This is a genomic window from Micromonospora sp. NPDC005252 (assembly GCF_042872475.1).
In the GTDB taxonomy this organism is placed as follows: Bacteria; Actinomycetota; Actinomycetes; order Mycobacteriales; family Micromonosporaceae; genus Micromonospora.
This window is the reverse complement of the sequence record NZ_JBIAKN010000002.1, coordinates 552993-571944: the sequence shown is the minus strand read 5'-3', so window position 1 is coordinate 571944 and position 18952 is coordinate 552993. Positions and strand designations below refer to the sequence as shown.

At 72.4% G+C, this 18952-nt stretch carries 16 protein-coding genes and 1 pseudogene; 7 read left to right on the top strand and 10 right to left on the bottom strand.

The window, feature by feature from the left end; translation table 11 throughout:
- Window positions 1-429: 429 nt before the first annotated feature.
- A complete protein-coding gene (locus ACFYPH_RS08390) occupies window positions 430-765 on the bottom strand; it encodes a hypothetical protein (RefSeq protein WP_387180173.1) in 336 nt (111 codons plus the stop codon).
- Between the two features lie 776 nt (window positions 766-1541).
- On the opposite strand from ACFYPH_RS08390, the gene ACFYPH_RS08385 reads away from it, so the two are divergent.
- The 3 genes and pseudogenes from ACFYPH_RS08385 (at window position 1542) to ACFYPH_RS08375 (ending at window position 2505) form a co-directional block, all read left to right on the top strand.
- The gene (locus ACFYPH_RS08385) at window positions 1542-1766 is read left to right on the top strand and encodes a hypothetical protein (RefSeq protein WP_354861376.1); all 225 of its coding nucleotides are present in this window, start codon (window positions 1542-1544) and stop codon (window positions 1764-1766) included.
- A gap of 18 nt (window positions 1767-1784) precedes the next feature.
- Window positions 1785-2192, top strand: a pseudogene (locus ACFYPH_RS08380) (tyrosine-type recombinase/integrase); the annotation flags it as partial.
- Complete coding sequence (locus ACFYPH_RS08375; RefSeq protein ID WP_387180170.1) at window positions 2074-2505, top strand: tyrosine-type recombinase/integrase; 432 nt, start codon at window positions 2074-2076, stop codon at window positions 2503-2505. The pseudogene ACFYPH_RS08380 and the gene ACFYPH_RS08375, both read left to right, overlap by 119 nt.
- 81 nt (window positions 2506-2586) lie before the next feature.
- Here ACFYPH_RS08375 and glnA read toward each other — a convergent pair whose 3' ends face one another.
- The gene (gene glnA, locus ACFYPH_RS08370; RefSeq protein ID WP_354861378.1) at window positions 2587-4011 is read right to left on the bottom strand and encodes a type I glutamate--ammonia ligase; all 1425 of its coding nucleotides are present in this window, start codon (window positions 4009-4011) and stop codon (window positions 2587-2589) included.
- 261 nt (window positions 4012-4272) lie between these two features.
- Here glnA and ACFYPH_RS08365 point away from each other — a divergent pair, with 261 nt between their 5' ends.
- Window positions 4273-4671, top strand: a complete 399-nt coding sequence (locus ACFYPH_RS08365) for an RDD family protein (protein WP_387180166.1) — start codon at window positions 4273-4275, stop codon at window positions 4669-4671.
- Window positions 4672-4874: 203 nt separating this feature from the next.
- Here ACFYPH_RS08365 and ACFYPH_RS08360 read toward each other — a convergent pair whose 3' ends face one another.
- Entirely contained in the window at window positions 4875-5561 is a 687-nt protein-coding gene (locus tag ACFYPH_RS08360) for a DUF4191 domain-containing protein (RefSeq protein WP_354861380.1), read from the bottom strand.
- A 206-nt stretch (window positions 5562-5767) separates the two neighbouring features.
- On the opposite strand from ACFYPH_RS08360, the gene ACFYPH_RS08355 reads away from it, so the two are divergent.
- Window positions 5768-5938, top strand: coding sequence for a hypothetical protein (locus ACFYPH_RS08355; protein WP_354861382.1), 171 nt, complete (start codon window positions 5768-5770; stop codon window positions 5936-5938).
- A 188-nt stretch (window positions 5939-6126) separates the two neighbouring features.
- Entirely contained in the window at window positions 6127-9018 is a 2892-nt protein-coding gene (locus ACFYPH_RS08350) for an AAA family ATPase (protein ID WP_387180162.1), read from the top strand.
- A 16-nt stretch (window positions 9019-9034) separates the two neighbouring features.
- Here the strand turns inward: ACFYPH_RS08350 and ACFYPH_RS08345 are convergent, their stop codons facing one another.
- From ACFYPH_RS08345 to ACFYPH_RS08315, 7 genes are all read right to left on the bottom strand, one after another.
- A complete protein-coding gene (locus tag ACFYPH_RS08345) occupies window positions 9035-10681 on the bottom strand; it encodes a hypothetical protein (protein WP_387180159.1) in 1647 nt (548 codons plus the stop codon).
- 53 nt (window positions 10682-10734) lie between these two features.
- A complete protein-coding gene (gene lipA / locus ACFYPH_RS08340; RefSeq protein ID WP_354861387.1) occupies window positions 10735-11730 on the bottom strand; it encodes a lipoyl synthase in 996 nt (331 codons plus the stop codon).
- A 150-nt stretch (window positions 11731-11880) separates the two neighbouring features.
- Window positions 11881-13110, bottom strand: a complete 1230-nt coding sequence (locus ACFYPH_RS08335) for an RNA polymerase sigma factor (RefSeq protein ID WP_387180553.1) — start codon at window positions 13108-13110, stop codon at window positions 11881-11883.
- Window positions 13111-13112: 2 nt separating this feature from the next.
- Complete coding sequence (locus ACFYPH_RS08330) at window positions 13113-13457, bottom strand: YciI family protein (protein WP_355069027.1); 345 nt, start codon at window positions 13455-13457, stop codon at window positions 13113-13115.
- Between the two features lie 155 nt (window positions 13458-13612).
- Window positions 13613-14254 (bottom strand): lipoyl(octanoyl) transferase LipB, encoded by a 642-nt coding sequence (gene lipB, locus ACFYPH_RS08325; protein WP_363940594.1) that lies wholly within the window; start codon window positions 14252-14254, stop codon window positions 13613-13615.
- A gap of 76 nt (window positions 14255-14330) precedes the next feature.
- On the bottom strand, window positions 14331-15572 hold the full coding sequence (locus ACFYPH_RS08320; protein ID WP_387180156.1) for a hypothetical protein: 1242 nt from the start codon (window positions 15570-15572) through the stop codon (window positions 14331-14333).
- Window positions 15573-15627: 55 nt separating this feature from the next.
- The gene (locus ACFYPH_RS08315; RefSeq protein WP_387180154.1) at window positions 15628-17460 is read right to left on the bottom strand and encodes a DUF2079 domain-containing protein; all 1833 of its coding nucleotides are present in this window, start codon (window positions 17458-17460) and stop codon (window positions 15628-15630) included.
- Between the two features lie 212 nt (window positions 17461-17672).
- Between ACFYPH_RS08315 and ACFYPH_RS08310 the strand changes: the two genes are divergently transcribed.
- Entirely contained in the window at window positions 17673-18908 is a 1236-nt protein-coding gene (locus ACFYPH_RS08310) for a PHB depolymerase family esterase (RefSeq protein WP_387180151.1), read from the top strand.
- The last annotated feature ends 44 nt before the right edge of the window (window positions 18909-18952 follow it).

Here is an 18952-nt window from a genome sequence, read left to right as displayed (position 1 = left end):
CTAACCGCGCTTGGCGGCTGACCTGGGGGAGTGGTCTCGATCAAGCCGCTGAGCAGGTCGTACGTCGTATATCAGCTTCCATCGTTATCCAGTGTTTCCGGGCGGCATCTGTACCCCTCGTGTACCTAACGATCTTGGGGTGGTGGTGTGTGCCGGTGGTTCCGAGGGGGATCGGTGCGGCATCCCGTCGCGCAGGCGCGGCCCGGCGCGGCCCGGTGGCCTCCGGTGTGCGACGGGTACCCGGTCGCGGCCGGGGCATCCCAGAGTCGCCGAGGGTCCGGGGCGAGTAGCCCCGGCCGCCGGAGGCCATCCCCGGGTCGTAGGGCCGGAGGCCCTGCCCGCCGGAGGCAGGTTCCCGAGGCGTGTTGCTTGGCGGCAACGCCGAAGAGCCGGAAGTCCGCCAGCGTGCGTCACGGCCTGGCTTGCGGCCTATCGGTGCTGGCGACGCTGGGCGCTCCACTGGCTCAGAAGGTGGGCAAAGAACAGGACAAAGAAGGCCAGCATCAGCACACCAAGGAGGTTGTGGGCCGATTCCTGCCAGCTTCGGGGCATCAACGCCTGCGCCTCGAAGAGGAGTCCGGCAAGACCGCAGCAGACGGCAGCCGACGCCCAGAGCCGAGGACGATGCACCACCCGACCGAATAACCTGGCAGTCTCGGCGCGTCGGCTGCGCACTAGAACAACACCGGCGAGCACGACCACAGCGACACTGCCGCCAACGACCAGCGCAATCATTACTGCCTGAGCCACATCCATGGTCGTCACGGCGCCAGGGTAGCCGTAGCACGCGATGCCCCAGGGTATGGGTGTCCCCGTCGTGGATCGTTGGTTCCGCGTTCAGCCCCGGTCACCTCCAATGAGGATGGCCGGGGCCTCGGCGTGTCCACTGGTCTCGCGGTGGCCACCGCCGGGCCGCGCCGGGAGCGAAGCGGCGAGGCGCGGACGGCCGGCGAAGGTGGCGGGCGAGCGGCCCGCAGGGCCGCCATGAAGACGTATGGAAAGTTCTCACGGGCAAGAATCCAGGCAAGATGTCCAGGCAAGAATCCAGGCAAGAATCCAGGCAGGACCACGCGGTCGGGACGGGGGGATCGACAGCGAGGCGAGGGGCACGCGGTGCTGAATCGCGCTCTTCGAGATCAAGGCGGTCCGCAAGCGGGCCGCGCCGGCCGGCCACGCTTCAGGATTGCCAGAGCCTTGAAGACCTCGGGGCTCCGCCCCGAACCCCGGCCCTCCTCAGAGATGCCGCCACGGATCACCCCGACGGGCACCACAAGGGCTACCAGCATCCCCGGACGGGGACAAGGTGGAAGCGCCCTACCGGACGAACGACCTTGGCCCCGTCCGGGGATGCTGGACGGTCTACGACTGCCCGACGAGGAGGTCCGCTCCACCTGGCCTGGCGCAGGTCGGTCCACTCCACCGCGTGTGGTCGGCGGCGGGCGGGATGGCCGCAGGCTCGGCACACATATGATGACGACGCCATCCCGTGACCAGCCGATCGGAAGCACGGCCAAATGACAGGTTTACCCGCTGCCGCACTGGTGTCGATCCTCGTTCTGCTCGCAGTGCTGGCCATCGACGTATGGGTTTACGCGGACGCCAAGGAGCGACTGAGGCGCGGGAACCCGGTCGCTGTCTCGCTTGGGTCTTTCCGACTGGAGACCCCGGAGGCGTGGTTCCTGGGCTGTCTGATCCTGTGGGTTGTGTTCTTCCCGCTCTACCTGACAGCCACGGGGCGGAACCCCTTCGCTCACAGCAAGGCCTGACAACAACAGGGTGCAGTCGTGCTGTGGGCCAGCAACGGTGCTGAGCCCGGTCGCGGCTGGGGACTAGGGGTCATTGCGGCGCCACCTACGACCACGCCTGCCGGACATCCCCCCGCTACGGAGCGCTACTTTCTCGCGGCCGGTTGCGGGCTGCGCCTGGGTGAAATCCTCGGCTTGGAGGTGGACGACATCGACTTCGACGTGCGGGAGGTGCACGTCCGACGCCAACTCAAGGTGCTCAAGGGCCGTAAGCCGTTCCTCGGACCGGTCAAGACCAGCACCAGCGCCCGCACCGTCGAGCTTCCTGATGTCGTCGCGGTGGCGTTGCGTCAGCACCTGGCCGACGGGTGCGACGCGGTCGAGGTCGACGACGACGACGACGACACGGACCGTCGCCGGCCGGTCCGCCGGGCCGCACGCCTGCTGTTCAAGGGTGTCGGCGGTGAGCCCGTCAACGCGGCGACCTTCTCGCGGACGTGGGCGAGCGCCCCGGGGAGCGGTCGGGCTGCCGGCGCGGTGGGGGATTCACGGACTACGGCACTACTACGCGACGGTCCTGATCCACGCGGGCGCATCGGTGAAGACGGTGCAGCTTGCGTTGGGCCACAGCACACCGACCATCACGCTCAACACCTACGTCCACGAGTGGCCGGACGTGCTCGACCGGACGCGGCTGCTCATCGACGATGCGCTCAGCCAACACGAAACGGCGGCCACGCCGGCTGTGAGCCGGGCATGACCGCCGTCCGTGAGGTTGTACCCAACCTGTACCCAAGATCAGTAGCGATCCTGTTGGTGCAGGTCAGAGCCTTGATCAGGCTCAGCAGTCGTAGTACATGGCGAACTCGTGCGGGGTCGGGCGCAGACGCACCGGGTCGACCTCGTTGGCGCGCTTCCAGTCGACCCAGGTGGAGATCAGGTCGGGCGTGAAGACGCCGCCGTCGAGCAGGTAGTCGTGGTCGGCCTCCAGCGAGTCGAGCACCGCCGGCAGCGAGCCCGGGACCTGCTTGACGTCGCCCCACTCCTCCGGCGGGAGGTCGTAGAGGTCCTTGTCGATCGGCGTCGGCGGCTCGATCTTGCTCTTGATGCCGTCCAGGCCGGCCATCATCATGGCCGAGAAGGCCAGGTAGACGTTGGCCGACGGGTCCGGAACGCGGAACTCGACGCGCTTGGCCTTCGCGTTGCTGCCGGTCACCGGGATGCGGGTGCAGGCGGAGCGGTTGCGCTGCGAGTAGACCAGGTTGACCGGAGCCTCGTAGCCGGGCACCAGGCGACGGTACGAGTTGACCGTCGGGTTGGTGAAGGCCAGCAGCGACGGCGCGTGGTGCAGCAGGCCGCCGATGTACCAGCGGGCGGTGTCGGACAGGCCGGCGTAGCCGGTCTCGTCGTAGAACAGCGGCTCACCGTTGAGCCAGAGGCTCTGGTGGGTGTGCATGCCGGAGCCGTTGTCGCCGAACAGCGGCTTGGGCATGAAGGTCGCGGTCTTGCCGTTGGCCCAGGCCTCGTTCTTCACGATGTACTTGAAGAGCTGGAGCTGGTCGGCGGCGTGCAGCAGGGTGGAGAACCGGTAGTTGATCTCGGACTGACCGGCGGTGCCCACCTCGTGGTGCGAGCGCTCCACGGTGAAGCCGGTGTCGACGAGCCGACGCACGATCGAGTCGCGCAGGTCGGCGTAGTGGTCGACCGGGGGCACCGGGAAGTAACCGCCCTTGTACGCGGTCTTGTAACCGCGGTTGCCGCCCTCCTCCTCGCGGCCGGTGTTCCACGCGCCCTCGACCGAGTCGATGTAGTAGAACGACTGGTGCGCCGAGGTCTCGTGGCGGATCGAGTCGAAGATGTAGAACTCCGCCTCGGCGCCGAAGTAGGCGGTGTCGGCGATGCCGCTCGCGGCGAGGTACGCCTCGGCCTTCTTCGCGACGTTGCGCGGGTCGCGGGTGTAGGCCTCGCGGGTGAACGGGTCGTGGATGAAGAAGTTGAGCGCGAGGGTCTTCTGCGCCCGGAACGGGTCGATGAACGCGGTGGCGACGTCCGGGAGCAGGAGCATGTCCGACTCGTGGATCGCCTGGAAACCGCGGATCGACGAACCGTCGAACGCGAGGCCGTCGGTGAAGAGGTCGTCGTTGACGGACTCGACCGGCAGGTTGAAGTGCTGCATCACGCCGGGCAGGTCACAGAAACGAACGTCGACGAACTTCACGTCCTCGTTCTTGAGGTATCGCAGCAGTTCCTCGGGATTGGCGAACACACATCCTCCTGGCACGTCCACGGGGTGGCTAGGCTCCTGGCGACGCTATGGCCGGGGGGTTGCCCGGCCATGTCTTGAGTGTTTCTGCCGTGTTACGTCCCTCGCGGAGCGTCAGCGACGCTCCTGTCCACGCACTCAGCCTGCGCGAACGCCGTACCGGCTGTGCCAGTGTAATGACACTTGATGCCATTGGCCCGAATCGGCACGCAGTGGTGACGGCGATCCGAGGCCCCGATTCGGACGCGGATACCCTTGATCGCTGTGACCAATCCGCACGTCCCGGCAGCGCCGGCCACCGATCCCACCTTCACCCCGCCGAGCCTGGGTCGACGCTTCGGAGCGTTGATCATCGACTGGGTGCTCTGCCTGCTGGTGGCCAACATCTTCGCCGATCCGGTACGCGACGGCTGGGCTCCGGTGCTGGTGCTGATCCTGGAGTACGGCATCTTCCTCGGCCTCTTCGCCCAGACGCCGGGCATGTACATCACCAAGGTCCGCTGCGTGAACTGGCACGACGGAGGCCGGATCGGCGTGCTCCGCGCGCTGGCCCGGGGCGTGCTGCTGGCGCTCGTCGTCCCCGCGCTGATCATGGACGAGCACCGTCGGGGCGTGCACGACCGCCTCGTCGACTCGGTCATCGTCGACGCCCCGCGCGGCTGAGCCGACCCCCGCAGGGCCGGTCCGCCCTCGCACGACCCGCAAGATCGCACTCGATCCTGGATGCAGTGGCATCCGCCGCGCACGAGGCCACTACATCCAGGATCGAGCACGATCATGGCCGGGAGCCGGGAGCCGGGTCATGAGGGGGTACGCGAAGGAGCCGGACCCGTGCGGGTCCGGCTCCTTGACGCGTACACCTGGGGTCAGCGACCCCGCGACTGGCGGGAGGCGCCTGGCGGCCGCATGTTCTTCGGGATCGCGCCCTTGGGCATCTGCGGACGGGCGGTGAGCGCCTTGAGTCGCTTGTCCAGGGCGTTGACGTCCTTGCCGCTGAGCGCGCGGGGCAGCCGCAGCAGCGTCGTGCGCAGCTTGCGGATCGGCAGCTCGCCCTCCTGCTGACCGATCACGTAGTCGTGCAGCGGGGCGGAGCCGATGACCTTGGCGAGCCGTCGCTTCTCCTGCCCGAGCAGGCCGCGCACCCGTTGCGGGTTGCCCTCGGCCAGCAGGATCACGCCCGGCCGGCCGATCACCAGGTGGACCATGTCCATCTGGGTGGTCGAGCTGACGGCAGGGGTGACCCGCCAGTCGCCGCGCATGTTGTCCATGATCTGCGCCGCCGCGCCGGGCTGCCCCTCGGCGGCGTTCATCATCGCCTTGTTGGACCGCAGGTTCAGCACGATCAGCACCGCGAGCAGGGCGAACAGGATGCCCAGCGGCAGCCAGATCCAGCTCCAGAGGATCACCGCGACCACGGTGAGCGCGAGCGGGATGAGCACCGCTGCGGCGACCAGCGGCGCGAACCACCGGTCCTGCTTGGCGGTGAACTGGAACACCATCCCGATCTGCTTCAGCCGCTGGCCGAACGAGACCTTCTCCTGGGGCTTTGCCATGCCGCTGAGTCTAGTGGTCCCCGCCGGCCGCGTTGATCCGCGTCCGGGTGCCGGCCGGCTGAGTACCTTACGTCGCCTCAGGCGCTCCGACCGGGCGGGTAAGGAGGGTACGGCCGGGCAAGATGAGGCGGTGTGCCCATGCCGAGCCGGGGCCTTCGCGCGAAGAGTCGTCAGCAGATGACGACGAGGCGACGAAGGAGCCCGACATGTTCGGCAACGACGTAGATTTCCTGCTCTCTGTGCACCGTACCCACGCCGCTGAGCTGCGGGCCGAGGCTGCGGCGCAACGACTGGCGCGGTCGGTGCCGCGCCGCTCGGGTCGTACCTGGCTGGGCCGCCGCCAGCCGGCCCGCCGCGCGGGTGACGACCGCCGGTGACCACGACCGCCGTACCCACCACGCCCAGCGGGCCCGGGCCCGTCCCACCGGCCGACCGGCACGACGGACCGGCGCCCGGGTCCGGGCCGTCGGCCGGCGGGCCCGGGTCCGGGGCAGCCGCCCTGTCGCCGCGGCGCCGGCCGATCGGCGGGGCCGGTGTTCCATCCGGTCATGGCATGCTCGGTCCCGTGACCGTACGTGCCGCCAGTTCCGTCCTCGTCGGCCGCCAGCGTGAGATCGCGACGCTGCGGGACGCGCTGGGCCGGGCCGGGAAGGGCGATCCGGCCACCGTGCTGGTCGGTGGCGAGGCGGGCGTGGGCAAGACCCGGCTGCTGGAGGAGTTCGCGGCCGGGGCCACCGCCGCGGGCGCCCGGGTGCTGGTCGGTCAGTGCCTGGAGTTGGGTGAGGCGGGCCTGCCGTTCGCCCCGTTCGCCGCGGCGCTGCGCGCGGTGTTGCGCGCCGACGGCGCGGAGGTCTTCGCCGGCTACGAGGCGGAGTTCGCCCGCCTGCTGCCGGAGTTGGGCCGGGTGCCGGCGGGGTCGACCGCGCCGAGCGCGCGACCACTGACCGACGCCCCCCGTGGATACCTGTTCGACCTGGTCGCCGAGCTGTTCCAGCGGCTCGCCGACGCCCGGCCATTGCTGCTGATCATCGAGGACCTGCACTGGGCGGACCGTTCCACCCGGGACCTGATCGGCTTCCTGGTCCGGGCCGCGCGGCCGGGCCGGCTGCTGCTGGTCTGCACCTACCGCACGGACGAGTTGCAGCGTGGGCATCCGCTGCGCCCGTTCCTCGCCGAGCTGGACCGGGCGCGGGGTGTCGAGCGGGTCGAGCTGGGTCGGCTGGACCGCGACGGCACCGGCGCGATTCTCGCCGACCTGCTCGGCGGCGAGCCGTCGCCCCGTGCCGTCGACGACATCCACGACCGTACGCAGGGCAACCCCTTCTTCATCGAGGAGCTGGCCGTCGCCGGCTCCCCGCTCGGCTGCGCGGCGCTGCCCGAGACGCTGCGCGACCTGCTGCTGGCCCGGGTGGACCGGTTGCCCGAGCCGGCTCAGCGGGTGCTGCGGATCGCCGCTGCCGGCGGCACCCGCTTCGCCCACGGTCTGCTCGCCGAGGTCGCCGGCCTGCCCGAGGCCGAGCTGGAGGACGCGTTGCGCGCCGCCGTCGCGGCCCAACTGGTGGTGGCCGACCCGGACGGCGACTACGAGTTCCGGCACGCCCTGGTGCGTGAGGCCGTGCACGACGAGTTGCTGCCCGGTGAGCACGCCCGGCTGCACGCGCGGTTCGCCGCCGCGATCGAGGCCCAGCCGCACCTGGTCGTCGCCGGCCGCGCTCCGGCCGAGATCGCCCACCACTGGTACGCGGCGCACGACCATCCCCGTGCCCTGGTCGCCGCGCGGGTCGCGGCCTGCGCCGCCGCCGACCGGTACGCCTACGCCGAGCAGCGTCGACTGTTGGAGCGGGCGTTGGAGCTGTGGGAGCTGGTGCCCGACGCGGCCGACCTGCTCGGCATGGACCACCTGGCGTTGCTGGAGCAGACCCTGGACGCGGCGGTGACGGCCGGCGACTTCAGTCGGGCCATCACGTTGACCCGCGCCGGCCTGGCCGAGGTGGACGCCGACGCCGCGCCGCTGCGCGCCGCCCGCCTGCTGGACCAGCGGGGCCGGCTGATGGCCCTGCTCGGCAAGAGCGACGGCAGGCGGGAGTTGGATGAGGCGTACCGCCTGGCGGCCAGCGGGCCCTTCGGGGTGGAGCGCGTCCGGCTGCTCGCCGACGTCGCCGCCCACCTGGTCAAGATCGATCCTGAGCAGGCGGCCCGGGTCGCCGCCGAGGCGAGCACGGACGCCGAGGCGCTCGGCGAGGAGCTGGCCCTGCTGCCGACCCGGATCGCCCTGCTCTGCCACCAGCAGCTGGACAACCGGTTGGCCGAGCTGGGCAGCGCCGAGGCCGTGGCCCAGGCGGCCGGGGACACGGCGGCTCTCGTGCTGGTCAAGGTGTTCCAGTCGGACGTGCTCTGCGAGCTGGGCCGCTACGCCGAGTCCGCGCAGGCGGCCGACGCCGGCCTGGCCGAGGCGCGGCGGGTGGGGATCAGCCGCTCGACCGGGGCGTACCTGCTGTCCAACCGGGCCGAGGCGCTCATCGCGCTGGGTCGGTGGGACGAGGCCGAGACGGTCTGCGCGGAGGCCGCCCGGATCGACCTGTCCGGCGTCACCGGGCTGCACTGGTTGCAGTTGGGGGCCGGTCTGCGGCTGGCGCGGGCGCACCCGGGGGCCGACGAGATGGTCGACCGGGCGTTGGCCTTCCTCGGCCGCCCCTACCTGTGGCCGAACCACCGACTGCCCCTGCACGAGCTGGGCATCGAGGCGGCGCTGGCCGCCGACGACAAGGTCGAGGCGGTCCGCGCGGCCCGGGTCGCGGTGGCCGACGACAGCCTGCCGCAGCTGCCCCGCGAGGGTTGGCCGGTGCTGAGCGCCGCCGCGCGTACCGCCGCCCGGGTGGGTGACGGGGAGCTGGCCGCCGCCGTCGGCGCGCTCGCGGCCGACCTGCCGGCGCGACACCCGGCCGCGCGGGCGCACGCTGCCCAGGTCAGCGCCCTGCTGGCGGCCGACGACGAGGCGTTGCCGGCGTGGCGGGCGGCGGTGCAGGCGTGGCGCACCGACGGGCAGCCGTACCCGCTCGGCCGGGCGTTGCTGGCGCTGGCCGAGGCCGCCGCCGCCGCGGGCGAGCGCGACGAGGTGTCGGCGGCGGTCACCGAGGCGGCCCAGACCGCCCGGCGGCTGGGCGCGACGCCGCTGGCCGAGACGGCCGCCACCCTGGCGCGGCGGGTCGGCCTGCGGGGGACGGGCAACGGCGGGGCCGGGGCCGATCTGCTGACGTCCCGGGAACGGGAGGTGCTGCGGCTGGTCGCCGAGGGGCACAGCAACAGCCGGATCGCCGAGCGGTTGTTCATCTCCCCGAAGACGGCAAGCGTGCACGTCTCCCGGATCATCGCCAAGCTCGACGTGACCAACCGCGGGGAGGCCGCCGCGCTGGCCCGCCGTCTCGGCCTGCTCGCCGAGCCCGCCGCGCCCCGCTGAGGGCGCCGCGGTCTCCTCAGCCGCGCGGCAGGTAGATCCGCCAGCCGTCGAGGGTGACCAGGTCGAGGTCGCCCGGGTCGGTGCCGAGCCGCTCGTCGAGCCGGGCCGCCAGCGGCGAGCCGGTCGGCGCGACCCAGGCCGGCGCCGCCGCGCGCTCCACCTCCCGGCGGTACGCGGGGTAGCGGTCGAAGCCGGGGCGCAGGGTGTCGTCGACGACCGCGCAGACGACGTCCTCGGCGCTCGCGAAGGTGAGGCGGTTGCAGGTCCAGTAGCCGGCGCGGACGTGTCGTACGCCAAGGTGGCGCAGCGTGGCCACCAGCTCGGCGTGCCGGGCCTCGGCGGCCCGGGTCGCCGGGGCCGTCAGCGCCGCCTGACCGGTGGCGTAGGCGGCGGTGAGCAGCGTGGCAACGAGGACGACCAGCGCCGCCGGCCGGGCCGCCGTCCACCCGGGGCCAGGCCGGGCCAGCGTCCAGACCGGCCAGAGCAGCGCCGGCACGGAGATGAGCAGGGTGGACAGGTAGCGCGCACTCTCCGCCGGGGTGAGGCCGGAGGAACTGCTCAGGGTGTACGCGCCGAGGGTGGCCACCGCGGCCAGCACGAGAGCCAGCCGCATGGCCGCCGCGACCCGGGGCGCCGAACCGTCCGCGCCGGGTGAGCCGTCCGTACCAGGTGAGCCGTCCCCACCGCCCGAGCCGGGTGGGCGGTGCAGCGTCCGCCAGGCCGTGCCGGCGGCGACGACCAGCAGCACCGGCAGCGCGTACGCCCACCACAGTTGCCAGCTGGCGCAGGATCCGGGGCCGCAGAACCCCATGCCGAGCGGCGGCCCGAGCAGCAGCCCGCCGTGCAGCCGGTCCGCCCAGCTCGCGGTGGCGTCCGCCCCGCCGGCGGCGAGCACCGCGTGCAGCGGGTTGCGGCCGGTCAGCAGGCTGTGCCCCAGCAGCGGGGCAGCCCCCAGCACGGCCGCCGCCCCGAGCAGCGCTCCGGCCCGCCCGCGCAGCTCCCGGTGGCGGAACCCGACCAGAACCGCCCCGGTCGCCACGACGTACGGCAGCACCAGCGGGTCGACCCAGAGCATCAGCCCGGCCAGGAACCCCCAGACCGCCCAGCGGGCGAGTCGCCACCCCGGCCGGCCGGCGGCCAGGTCGACGGCGAGCAGGGCGAGCGCCACCCCGGCCGCGTTCATCTCGGGGTAGCCGCCGCCGGCGATCAACTGGTTCTTGACCACCCGGTCGGCGCCGAGTGCCAGCAGCGCCACCGCCAGCAGGGCGAACCAGCGGTCCCCGGTCAGCCGCAGCGTCAGCCGCCAGGTCAGCAGCAGGAACAGCGCGTACAGCAGCAGGGTGGGCAGCCGCAGGCCGAACAGGGACGGGCCGGCCAGGGCGAAAACCGGCGCGGCCAGGTACGCCTCCAGCGTGCCCATGTACTGCTGACCGTAGAACCAGACCGGGAAACCCTCGCCCCGGGCGATGTGCAGCGCGGCCAGCCCCATGGTGGCCTCGTCGCTGTTCGTCGGGGGAGTGGCGTGGCCCAGCAGCCAGAGCCGGTAGCCGACCCCGGCGAGCACTGTCAGGGCAGTGAGCCAGCCGACCAGGCCGAGGCGCGAACCGGGCCGTGGACGCGGTCGACCCGCGCCGCGCGGCTGTTCGCGTACCCCGGCGGTCATCGCACGATCATGACACCCGGACGCCGCACGGCCCGTGCGGCGCTGTCGGCGGGTCAGCCGGCGGTGGCGACCGGGGTGGCGGCGCGGGCGTCGAGCGCCTGCTTGTAGAGCCGGCCGGCCCGGTACGACGAGCGCACCAGCGGCCCGCTCATCACCCCGGCGAAGCCGATCTCCTCGGCCTCCTCGCGCAGCTCCACGAACTCCTCCGGCTTGACCCAGCGGGTCACCGGGTGGTGCCGGGGGGAGGGGCGCAGGTACTGCGTGATGGTGATCAGCTCGCAGCCCGCCTCGTGCAGGTCGCGCAGCGCCTGGGAGATCTCGGCCCGCTCCTCGCCCATGCCCAGGATGAGGTTGCTCTTGGTGACCAGGCCGTCGGCGCGGGCCTGCCGGATCACGTCCAGCGAGCGGTCGTAGCGGAACGCCGGCCGGATGCGCTTGAAGATGCGCGGCACGGTCTCCACGTTGTGGGCCAGCACCTCGGGCCGGGAGCCGAAGACCTCGGCCAACTGCTCGGGCACGGCGTTGAAGTCGGGGATGAGCAGCTCGACGCCGCAGCCGGGCTGCAGGGCGTGGATCTGCCGGACGGTCTCGGCGTACAGCCAGGCGCCGCCGTCGGGCAGGTCGTCGCGGGCGACGCCGGTGATGGTGGCGTACCGCAGGCCCATCGAGACGACCGACTCGGCGACCCGGCGCGGCTCGTCGGCGTCGAACTCGGCCGGCTTGCCGGTGTCGATCTGGCAGAAGTCGCAGCGCCGCGTGCACTGGTCGCCGCCGATGAGGAAGGTGGCCTCCCGGTCTTCCCAACACTCGTAGATGTTGGGGCAGCCGGCCTCCTGGCAGACGGTGTGCAGCCCCTCGCGCGAGACGAGCCCGCGCAGCTGGGTGTACTCCGGGCCCATCTTGGCCTTGACCTTGATCCATGGCGGTTTGCGCTCGATCGGCGTCTCGGCGTTGCGCGCCTCGATCCGCAGCAGGCGACGCCCCTCGGGGGCGGCCGTTGCGGTACGCGCTGCCTGGCCGGTCGTCGGCGCGGAGTGCTCGATCGTCACGAAAACGAGCCTACGCCGGATGGCGGGCGTCTATGTGCGTCAGGCGACCGGCGTCACGCCCCGAACGTTGTGACGCCTGACACCGGCAAGCCGAAAATTGGCGTCACACGCGCAGGGTCTGGTGCTGCCGGCCCGTGCGCCACGGACCTGTCAACACTCGGCGAGCCGGTCGCGGAGCCGGGCCGACTGCGGGCCGTTGAGGTCCAGTGCGAGCGCCGCCCGGTACGCCGTGGCGGCCTCGTCGGCCCGGCCGAGGCGGTGCAGCAACTCGCCGCGGGTGGCGTGGAACCACGGGTAGCCGTCCAGCCCGACGATCGCTTCCACCAGAGCCAGCCCGGCGGCGGGGCCGTCCCGCTCGCCGACGGCGGCCGCCCGGTTCAGCCGTACCACAGGTGTGTCGTGCACGGTGAGCAGGACGTCGTACCAGGAGATCACCGCGTCCCAGGGCGTCTGGTCGTAGGACGGGGCGAGGGCGTGGCAGGCGGCGATGGCGGCCTGGACGACGTACCGGTCGGGATTGTCCGGGGTGCGGCGCAGCGCCTGACCGACCAGCGCGACGCCGGTGGTGATCGCGGCCCGGTCCCAGTGCGCGCGGTCCTGCTCGGCCAGGAGCAGCGGCCGGCCGCCGTCGTCGACCCGGGCCAGCCGCCGGGAGTCCTGCAACAGGAGCAGGGCCAGCAGGCCGAGCACGGTCGGCTCGTCCGGCATCAGCTCGACCAGCAGCCGCGCCAACCGGAGACCCTCGTTCGCCAGCCCGACCCGGATCAGGTCGTCGCCGGCACCGGCCGTGTAACCCTCGTTGAAGATCAGGTAGACGGTGGCGGCGACGCCGGCAAGCCGGCCCGGCAGTTCCTCGGCCGTCGGGACGCGGTAGGGGATGCCCGCCCGGGTGATCTTCTGTTTTGCCCGGGTGAGCCGCTTGGCCATGGTTGCCTCGGGCACCACCAGGGCGCGGGCCACCTCGGCGGTGGCCAGCCCGCCGAGGGTGCGCAGCGCCAGGGCCACCTGCGCGTCCAGGGACAGCGCCGGATGGCAGCAGGTGAAGATCAGCCGGAGCAGGTCGTCCCGGACGACCTCGGGCGAGTCCGGTGCGGGATCGAGCAGCGCCACGGCCTCGGCCTCCTTCCCGGCGCGGCGGGCCTCCCGGCGAATCACGTCGACCGCCCGCCGCCGTGCCACGACCAACAGCCAGCCGCGTGGGTTGTCCGGTACACCGTCTCGCGCCCACACCCGCAGGGCGCGGACGATCGCGTCCTGCGTGGCGTCCTCGGCGAGGTCGACGCTGCCGGTGACGCGGATCAGCGTGGCGAGGATCCGGGAACGCTCGGCCCGGATCACTCGCGCGGCCGCGTCACCGGCTGTCGCCGCCTCGCCGGTCAGGGTCACAGCGGGATGACGGGGCGTACCTCGACCGCGCCGTTCCAGGCCGCGGGCATCTTCGCGACCGTCGCCACGGCCTCGTCCAGGTCCGCGCATTCGAGCAGGTAGAAGCCGGTCAGGGCTTCCTTGGTCTCGGCGTACGGGCCATCGGTGGTGAGCACGTCGCCGCCCTTGCCGCCGGGGACCCGCACGGTGGTCGCGGTGGCCGTCGGGTAGAGCGCGCTGCCGCCGCGGATCACCGCGCGCGCGGCCTCGCCGAACTCCCGGTACTCGGCCATCTCGGCGGCCTGCTCGGGGCTGCTCCAGTCGACGTCCGCGGTGTAGGTCAGCGCGATGTAGGTGGGCATGTCCGCTCCTCGCGTCCGGGCCGGGCGGTGGACGCCGGCCTCAGGTGTCGAGTCGGCGCTGGTCGCCGACCCCACCATAGGGACGATCGGCCGGACCCTCCACGGGACACTCGGTGCGGAATTTCTGGTCGACGGTCGGCCCGCCGGCCGAAAGTTCAGACCTCGACGAGGGTGGCGAGTCGGCGTTCGACCACCGGGAGCACGTCGGCGACGCTGATCGGGCGGCCCAGTTCGGCGGTGAGCGAGGTGACGCCGGCGTCGCGGATGCCGCACGGGACGATCCGGTCGAAGTACGTCAGGTCGCAGTCGCAGTTGATCGAGAAGCCGTGCAGGGTGACGCCCCGGGCCACCCGGATGCCGATGGCGGCCACCTTGCGGGCCGGCCCCCGGTCGTCCTCGGGCACCCAGACTCCGCTGCGCCCCTCGACCCGACCGGCGGCCAGGCCGAACTCGGCGCACACGTCGATGAGCAGCTCCTCGGTGCGGCGGACGTAGGCGACCACGTCCACCGGGTCGGGCAGCCGCAGGATCGGGTAGCCGACGAGCTGCCCCGGGCCGTGCCAGGTGATCTTGCCGCCCCGGTCCACGTCGACGACCGGGGTGCCGTCCATGGGGCGGTCCCAGGGCTCGGTGCGCTTGCCCGCGGTGTAGACGCTCGGGTGCTCCAGCAGCAGCACGGTGTCGCCGCGCTCGCCCGCCACCACCGACTCGTGCAGGCGCCGCTGCTCGTCCCAGGCGGCCTGGTAGTCGAGCAGGCCGGCGCGGACGGCCGTCAGGCCGGAGGTCGTCGTCGTCACGGCGTCCAGCCTAGTCCCGTTCTCGGCGATCATCCCTGGTGAGCCGCCTCACCGGCCGCCCAGCGGTGCCCCCGGCTCAGGTGCTCGGCACGGGGTCGGCCGGGCGTCCACGGCGCAGGCGGCGGACGAGGAGGGCGATGGCGGCCAGCGTCGGCACGGCCAGCGCGAGGTAGAGCCAGAGCGGGGCGGCGAACGGCGACGGCCGGGGCTCCGGGCCGCCGAACGCGGCCCGAGCCAGCAGTTCGCCCGGCACCGCCAGATCGGTCGACCCGGGCGGTGCGGTGACCAGCACGTCCCGGCCGCCGCCGGGCGACACCGCGGCGAGAACGGCCCGCCGGTCGTCGCCGTCCGCCACGACTGACTGCTTCACCACCGGGTCGACCCCGCGCCAGCCGACGATCTCCGTGGTCGACGCGGCGACCGGCAGCGGTTGGCCGACGGCGTGGCCGGTGGCGGCGTCCAGGAACTCGATCCGCCAGGTACGTGCCGCCACCTGTTCGGAGGTGCAGCGGAGGCCGGCGCAGCCGTCGAAGGCGAGCAGCGCGATCCGCCGGCCGTCCGGGTGCCAGGCGGCCGGACCGGCCAGCATCCGCCGATCGCCCAGCTCGACCTGCCAGCGAACGCTGCCGTTGGTCGGGTCGACGACCACCAGCCGTTGTCGTTCGGCGATCGACGCGGGCACGTCGGCCGGGCCGGCCACCGCCACCAGATCGCCGCCCGGTGACCAGGCCGCCGCGGTGTGCGCGGCGAAGGTGCCGGCCGCGACCACCCGCTCGGTGCCGCGGTACGGGTCGAGGACGAGTAGGTCGTCGGGCTTCTCCGGGTCGTTGAGCTGCTGGTTGTCCGGCCCGTAGCTGATCACCGCGTCGTCGTTGCTGCGGGTGCTCAGGACCCGATGCCCGTCCGGCGACCAGGCCAACGGTTGCATCCCGGTGTGGATCGGGCGGTGCTGCTGCCCAGTGGTGAGGTCCAACAACTCGCCGGACGGCCGCAGGTAGTGCCGCCCGTCCGGGGAGAGCAGCCCGTGGTCCTCGCCGACGTGCAGGGGGATCAACCGGTAACCGCCGTCCCGGCCGACCAGCACGCCGGTCGACTCCAGGAATCGGGTGCGGCTGGTGAAGAAGACCAACGCGGCCGGCCCGGCCGGGCGCTGCTCGACGGTGGCCTGCCACAGCCACGGCTGGTGCACCTTCGCCGGCACCGTGCTGCCGGTGGCTGTGCTGCCGGTGGCCGTGGCTGCTGGCACGCTGAGCGCCACCAGCGCGAGCGCGACACCGACCGTGACCCCGCGCCGCAGTCGTCTGCCCGTCGTTCTCATCGCCCCATTAGAAGCCACGAAGACCGATGACGAAGCCCCGTCCGTCGTGCCGTTCCTATTGGTCAGCCGGTGGGATGCGCCAGAGCCACACGTCGTCGACCCGCTGCGGCTCGCCGAACAGGGCGGTGGCGGTACGCCGGACCGCCGCCTCGTCGACTCCGAACTTCGCGCCGTGCACCTCGTCGGCGAGGACCACCGTCTCGATCCGCCAGTGCCGCAGGTCGGAGCTGACCTCCCGTTTCGTGCCGTCGGTGATGATCGGCATCAGCCCGGTGCGGCCGGCCTCGTCCATGAGCGCGCTCAGCGTGCGCGGCACCGGCCCGATCCGGCCCCGCCCGTCCGGACCGCCGGGGCCGAGGAAGAAGCCGCCGGGGATCGCGAACTCGCCCTGCCGGTGCGACAGCGCGTACGCCTGCCAGCGCTGGCCGTCCGGGTAGACGTCGACGGCCAGCGGCACCGGAGTCAAGGTGTTGCCGTCGGAGACGTACTGCCGCCAGGCGCCGGACGTGATGAAGTGCGGGATGGGCTCCCGCTCCCGGGTCAACAGCGGGGTGGGCAGCAGCGGCAGCAGGGCCACCGCGAACCCCAGCGCCCAGGCCAGCTCCGTCGAACGGTGCCGGGGCGGCGCGGCCCGCAGCTGGTCGAGGGTGTACGCCAGCAGAACCCCGATCACCGGTGCCACCACCAGGGCCAGCCGGGCGGGCAGCGCGGCATTCACCACCGGCAGCTGCCCGAGCACGTCGAACGGCATCGGCAGGTCGGTACGGCGTCCGTCGATCTTCGCCACCGGCCCGAAGGACAGCACCGTGAAGATCACCGCGACGACGCCCAGCGCCCAGAGGACGGCCCGACGGCCGGGGTCGGCGCGTCGCCAGAGCGCGACGAAGCAGACCACGGTGAGCACGAGCAGCGGGATCCCGAAGAACGAGTTCTCCTCGGTGGGGTTCGGCGCCAGCGAGGTGCCCAGCCCGACCTCCCCGGCCAGTGAGCGGCGCGGGAAGGCGGCGAAGGCGGCGATGTCCTCGGAGTGGATCACCGGGTCGAAGCCGGTGCCGTGGAACCGCTGCGGCCCGGCGAAGTGCAGCCACAGCGGGTACGACAACAGCACCCCGGCGACCACCGCGGTCACGCCGAGCCCGCGGACGAAGGTGGGCAGGGCGGCTCGGGCCTCGGCGCGGTGGGCCGGGTGCAGCGCCCAGACGGCGACGAACACGCCGAGCGCGAGGGCGGCGAAGAACAGGCCCTCGGCGGCGATCGAGAAGGCCACCGCGACCACGACGCCGAGGATCACCCCGTCGCGCAGCCAGTGCCCGGGGCGGCGCAGCGCGAACAATCGCCAGATCAGCAGCGGCACCAGCCAGCCGGCGGTCCAGTTCAGGTGGGCGTTGGCGTGCGAGACCATGCCGGGGGAGTAGGCGATGAACAGGCCGCCGACACCGGCGGCGAGGCGGCTGCGCACCACGTGGCGCGAGAGCAGCCAGTACCAGGCCAGCGCGGTGGCGAGCAGGTTCAGCGTGAGGATCACCAGGAACGTCGCCGGTGGCCCGATGAGGTACGTGAGCGGGGCGAAGACCACCGCGTACACCGTGATCGAGGTGTTGACCGCGAGGTTCACGCCGTCCGGGACGTTGATCAGGTACGTGAAGAAGGGGTTCTCCCCGTGGGTGACCGCATGCCCGCCGAAGGCCAGCAGCCACTCGAACAGCGCCTGGTCGCTGGAGTTGACGGTGATCGCGCGCACGTTCGGGTCCCGCCACAGGCCGCTGGTCACCCAGACGGCGAGCGCGAGCGCCAGCAGCACGACGATCAGGTCGGCCCGGCGGTCCCGGAGGGCGCGCGGCGGCGACGCGGGTGCGGGCCCGGTGGCCAGCGACGGGGAGGACGGCACGCAGCGGACGTTACCAACCGGACCTGGACGAGCCGGTCAGACCGGCGGTTGTTGTCGGCTCCGCTGCCCTCGCGGTGGCCGTGGTTCGTCGTACACAACGGCTGCCGTGAATGTGTGAGTGGGCCCCATGTCATAGCTCCGACACATCGTCGTAACGTCTCGGCAACTCGACCGTGACCCAGTTCACAGTCTGCCCCTCTCAGGAGGCCGCCGTGCGCCGCTCCTCGTCCACCCTCAACCGGCTGCTCGGTGCGGTCGCCGGGCTCGTCCTCGCCGCAGCGGGCGCGATCACCCTCGCCACGCCCGCCCAGGCCGCCACCCTCACCCAGGTCACCGGCTTCGGCTCCAACCCGGGCAACCTCGCCATGTACGCCTACCGGCCGGACAACCTGCCGGCCAACTCCCCGGCCGTGGTGCTGCTGCACGGGTGCACCCAGAACGCCTCCGGCTACTTCGCCGGCTCCGGCTGGCAGAAGTACGCCGACCAGTGGAAGTTCACGCTGATCGTCGCCCAGCAGCCGTCGGGCAACAACGCCAACTCCTGCTTCAACTTCTTCGAGAGCGGCGACACGACCCGGGGTCAGGGCGAGGCGCTGTCGATCAAGCAGATGGTCGACCACGCCAAGGCGAACTTCGCGGTCGACGGTTCCCGCGTCTTCGTCAGCGGCCTCTCGGCGGGCGGGGCGATGAGCGCCGTCATGCTGGCGACCTACCCGGACGTGTTCGCCGCCGGATCGATCATCGCCGGCATCCCGTACCGCTGCGCCACGAGCATGGTCAACGCGTTCAGCTGCATGAACCCGGGCACGGACAAGACCCCGGCCGCCTGGGGCGACCTGGTCCGTGGCGCCTACTCCGGCTACACCGGCCCGCGCCCCCGGGTGGCCATCTGGCACGGCACGTCGGACACCACTGTCACCCCGCTCAACGGCACCGAGTCCCGCGACCAGTGGACCAACGTGCGGGGGATCTCGCAGACGCCGGCCAGCACGTCGTCGCTGCCCGGCAACACCAGCCTGGAGGTGTACGGCAACGACGAGGTACGCCTCTACCGGGTCTCCGGCATGGGCCACGGCACCCCGGTCGACCCGGGCTCCGCCGCGGACCAGTGCGGCACCGCTGGCGCGTACTTCCTGGACACCATCTGCTCGACGTACCGCGACGCGCTCTTCTTCGGCCTGAACGGCGGCGGCAGCACCCCCACCCCGACCCCCACGGCCACCACCACGCCGACCCCCACGGCCAGCCCGACGCCGACGCCGACCCCGACCACGCCGGCGACCTGCGTGACGGCGAGCAACTACGCGCACGTCACGGCCGGCCGGGCCTACCAGTCCGGCGGCTACGCCTACGCGAACGGCTCCAACCAGCGCATGGGCCTCTACAACACCTTCTACACGAGCACCCTCAAGCAGACCGCCCCCAACTACTGGGTAATCGGCTGCTGACCAACCCCACCCCCCGCCCGCCCCGCCCCCGCCGCCCCGGTGAT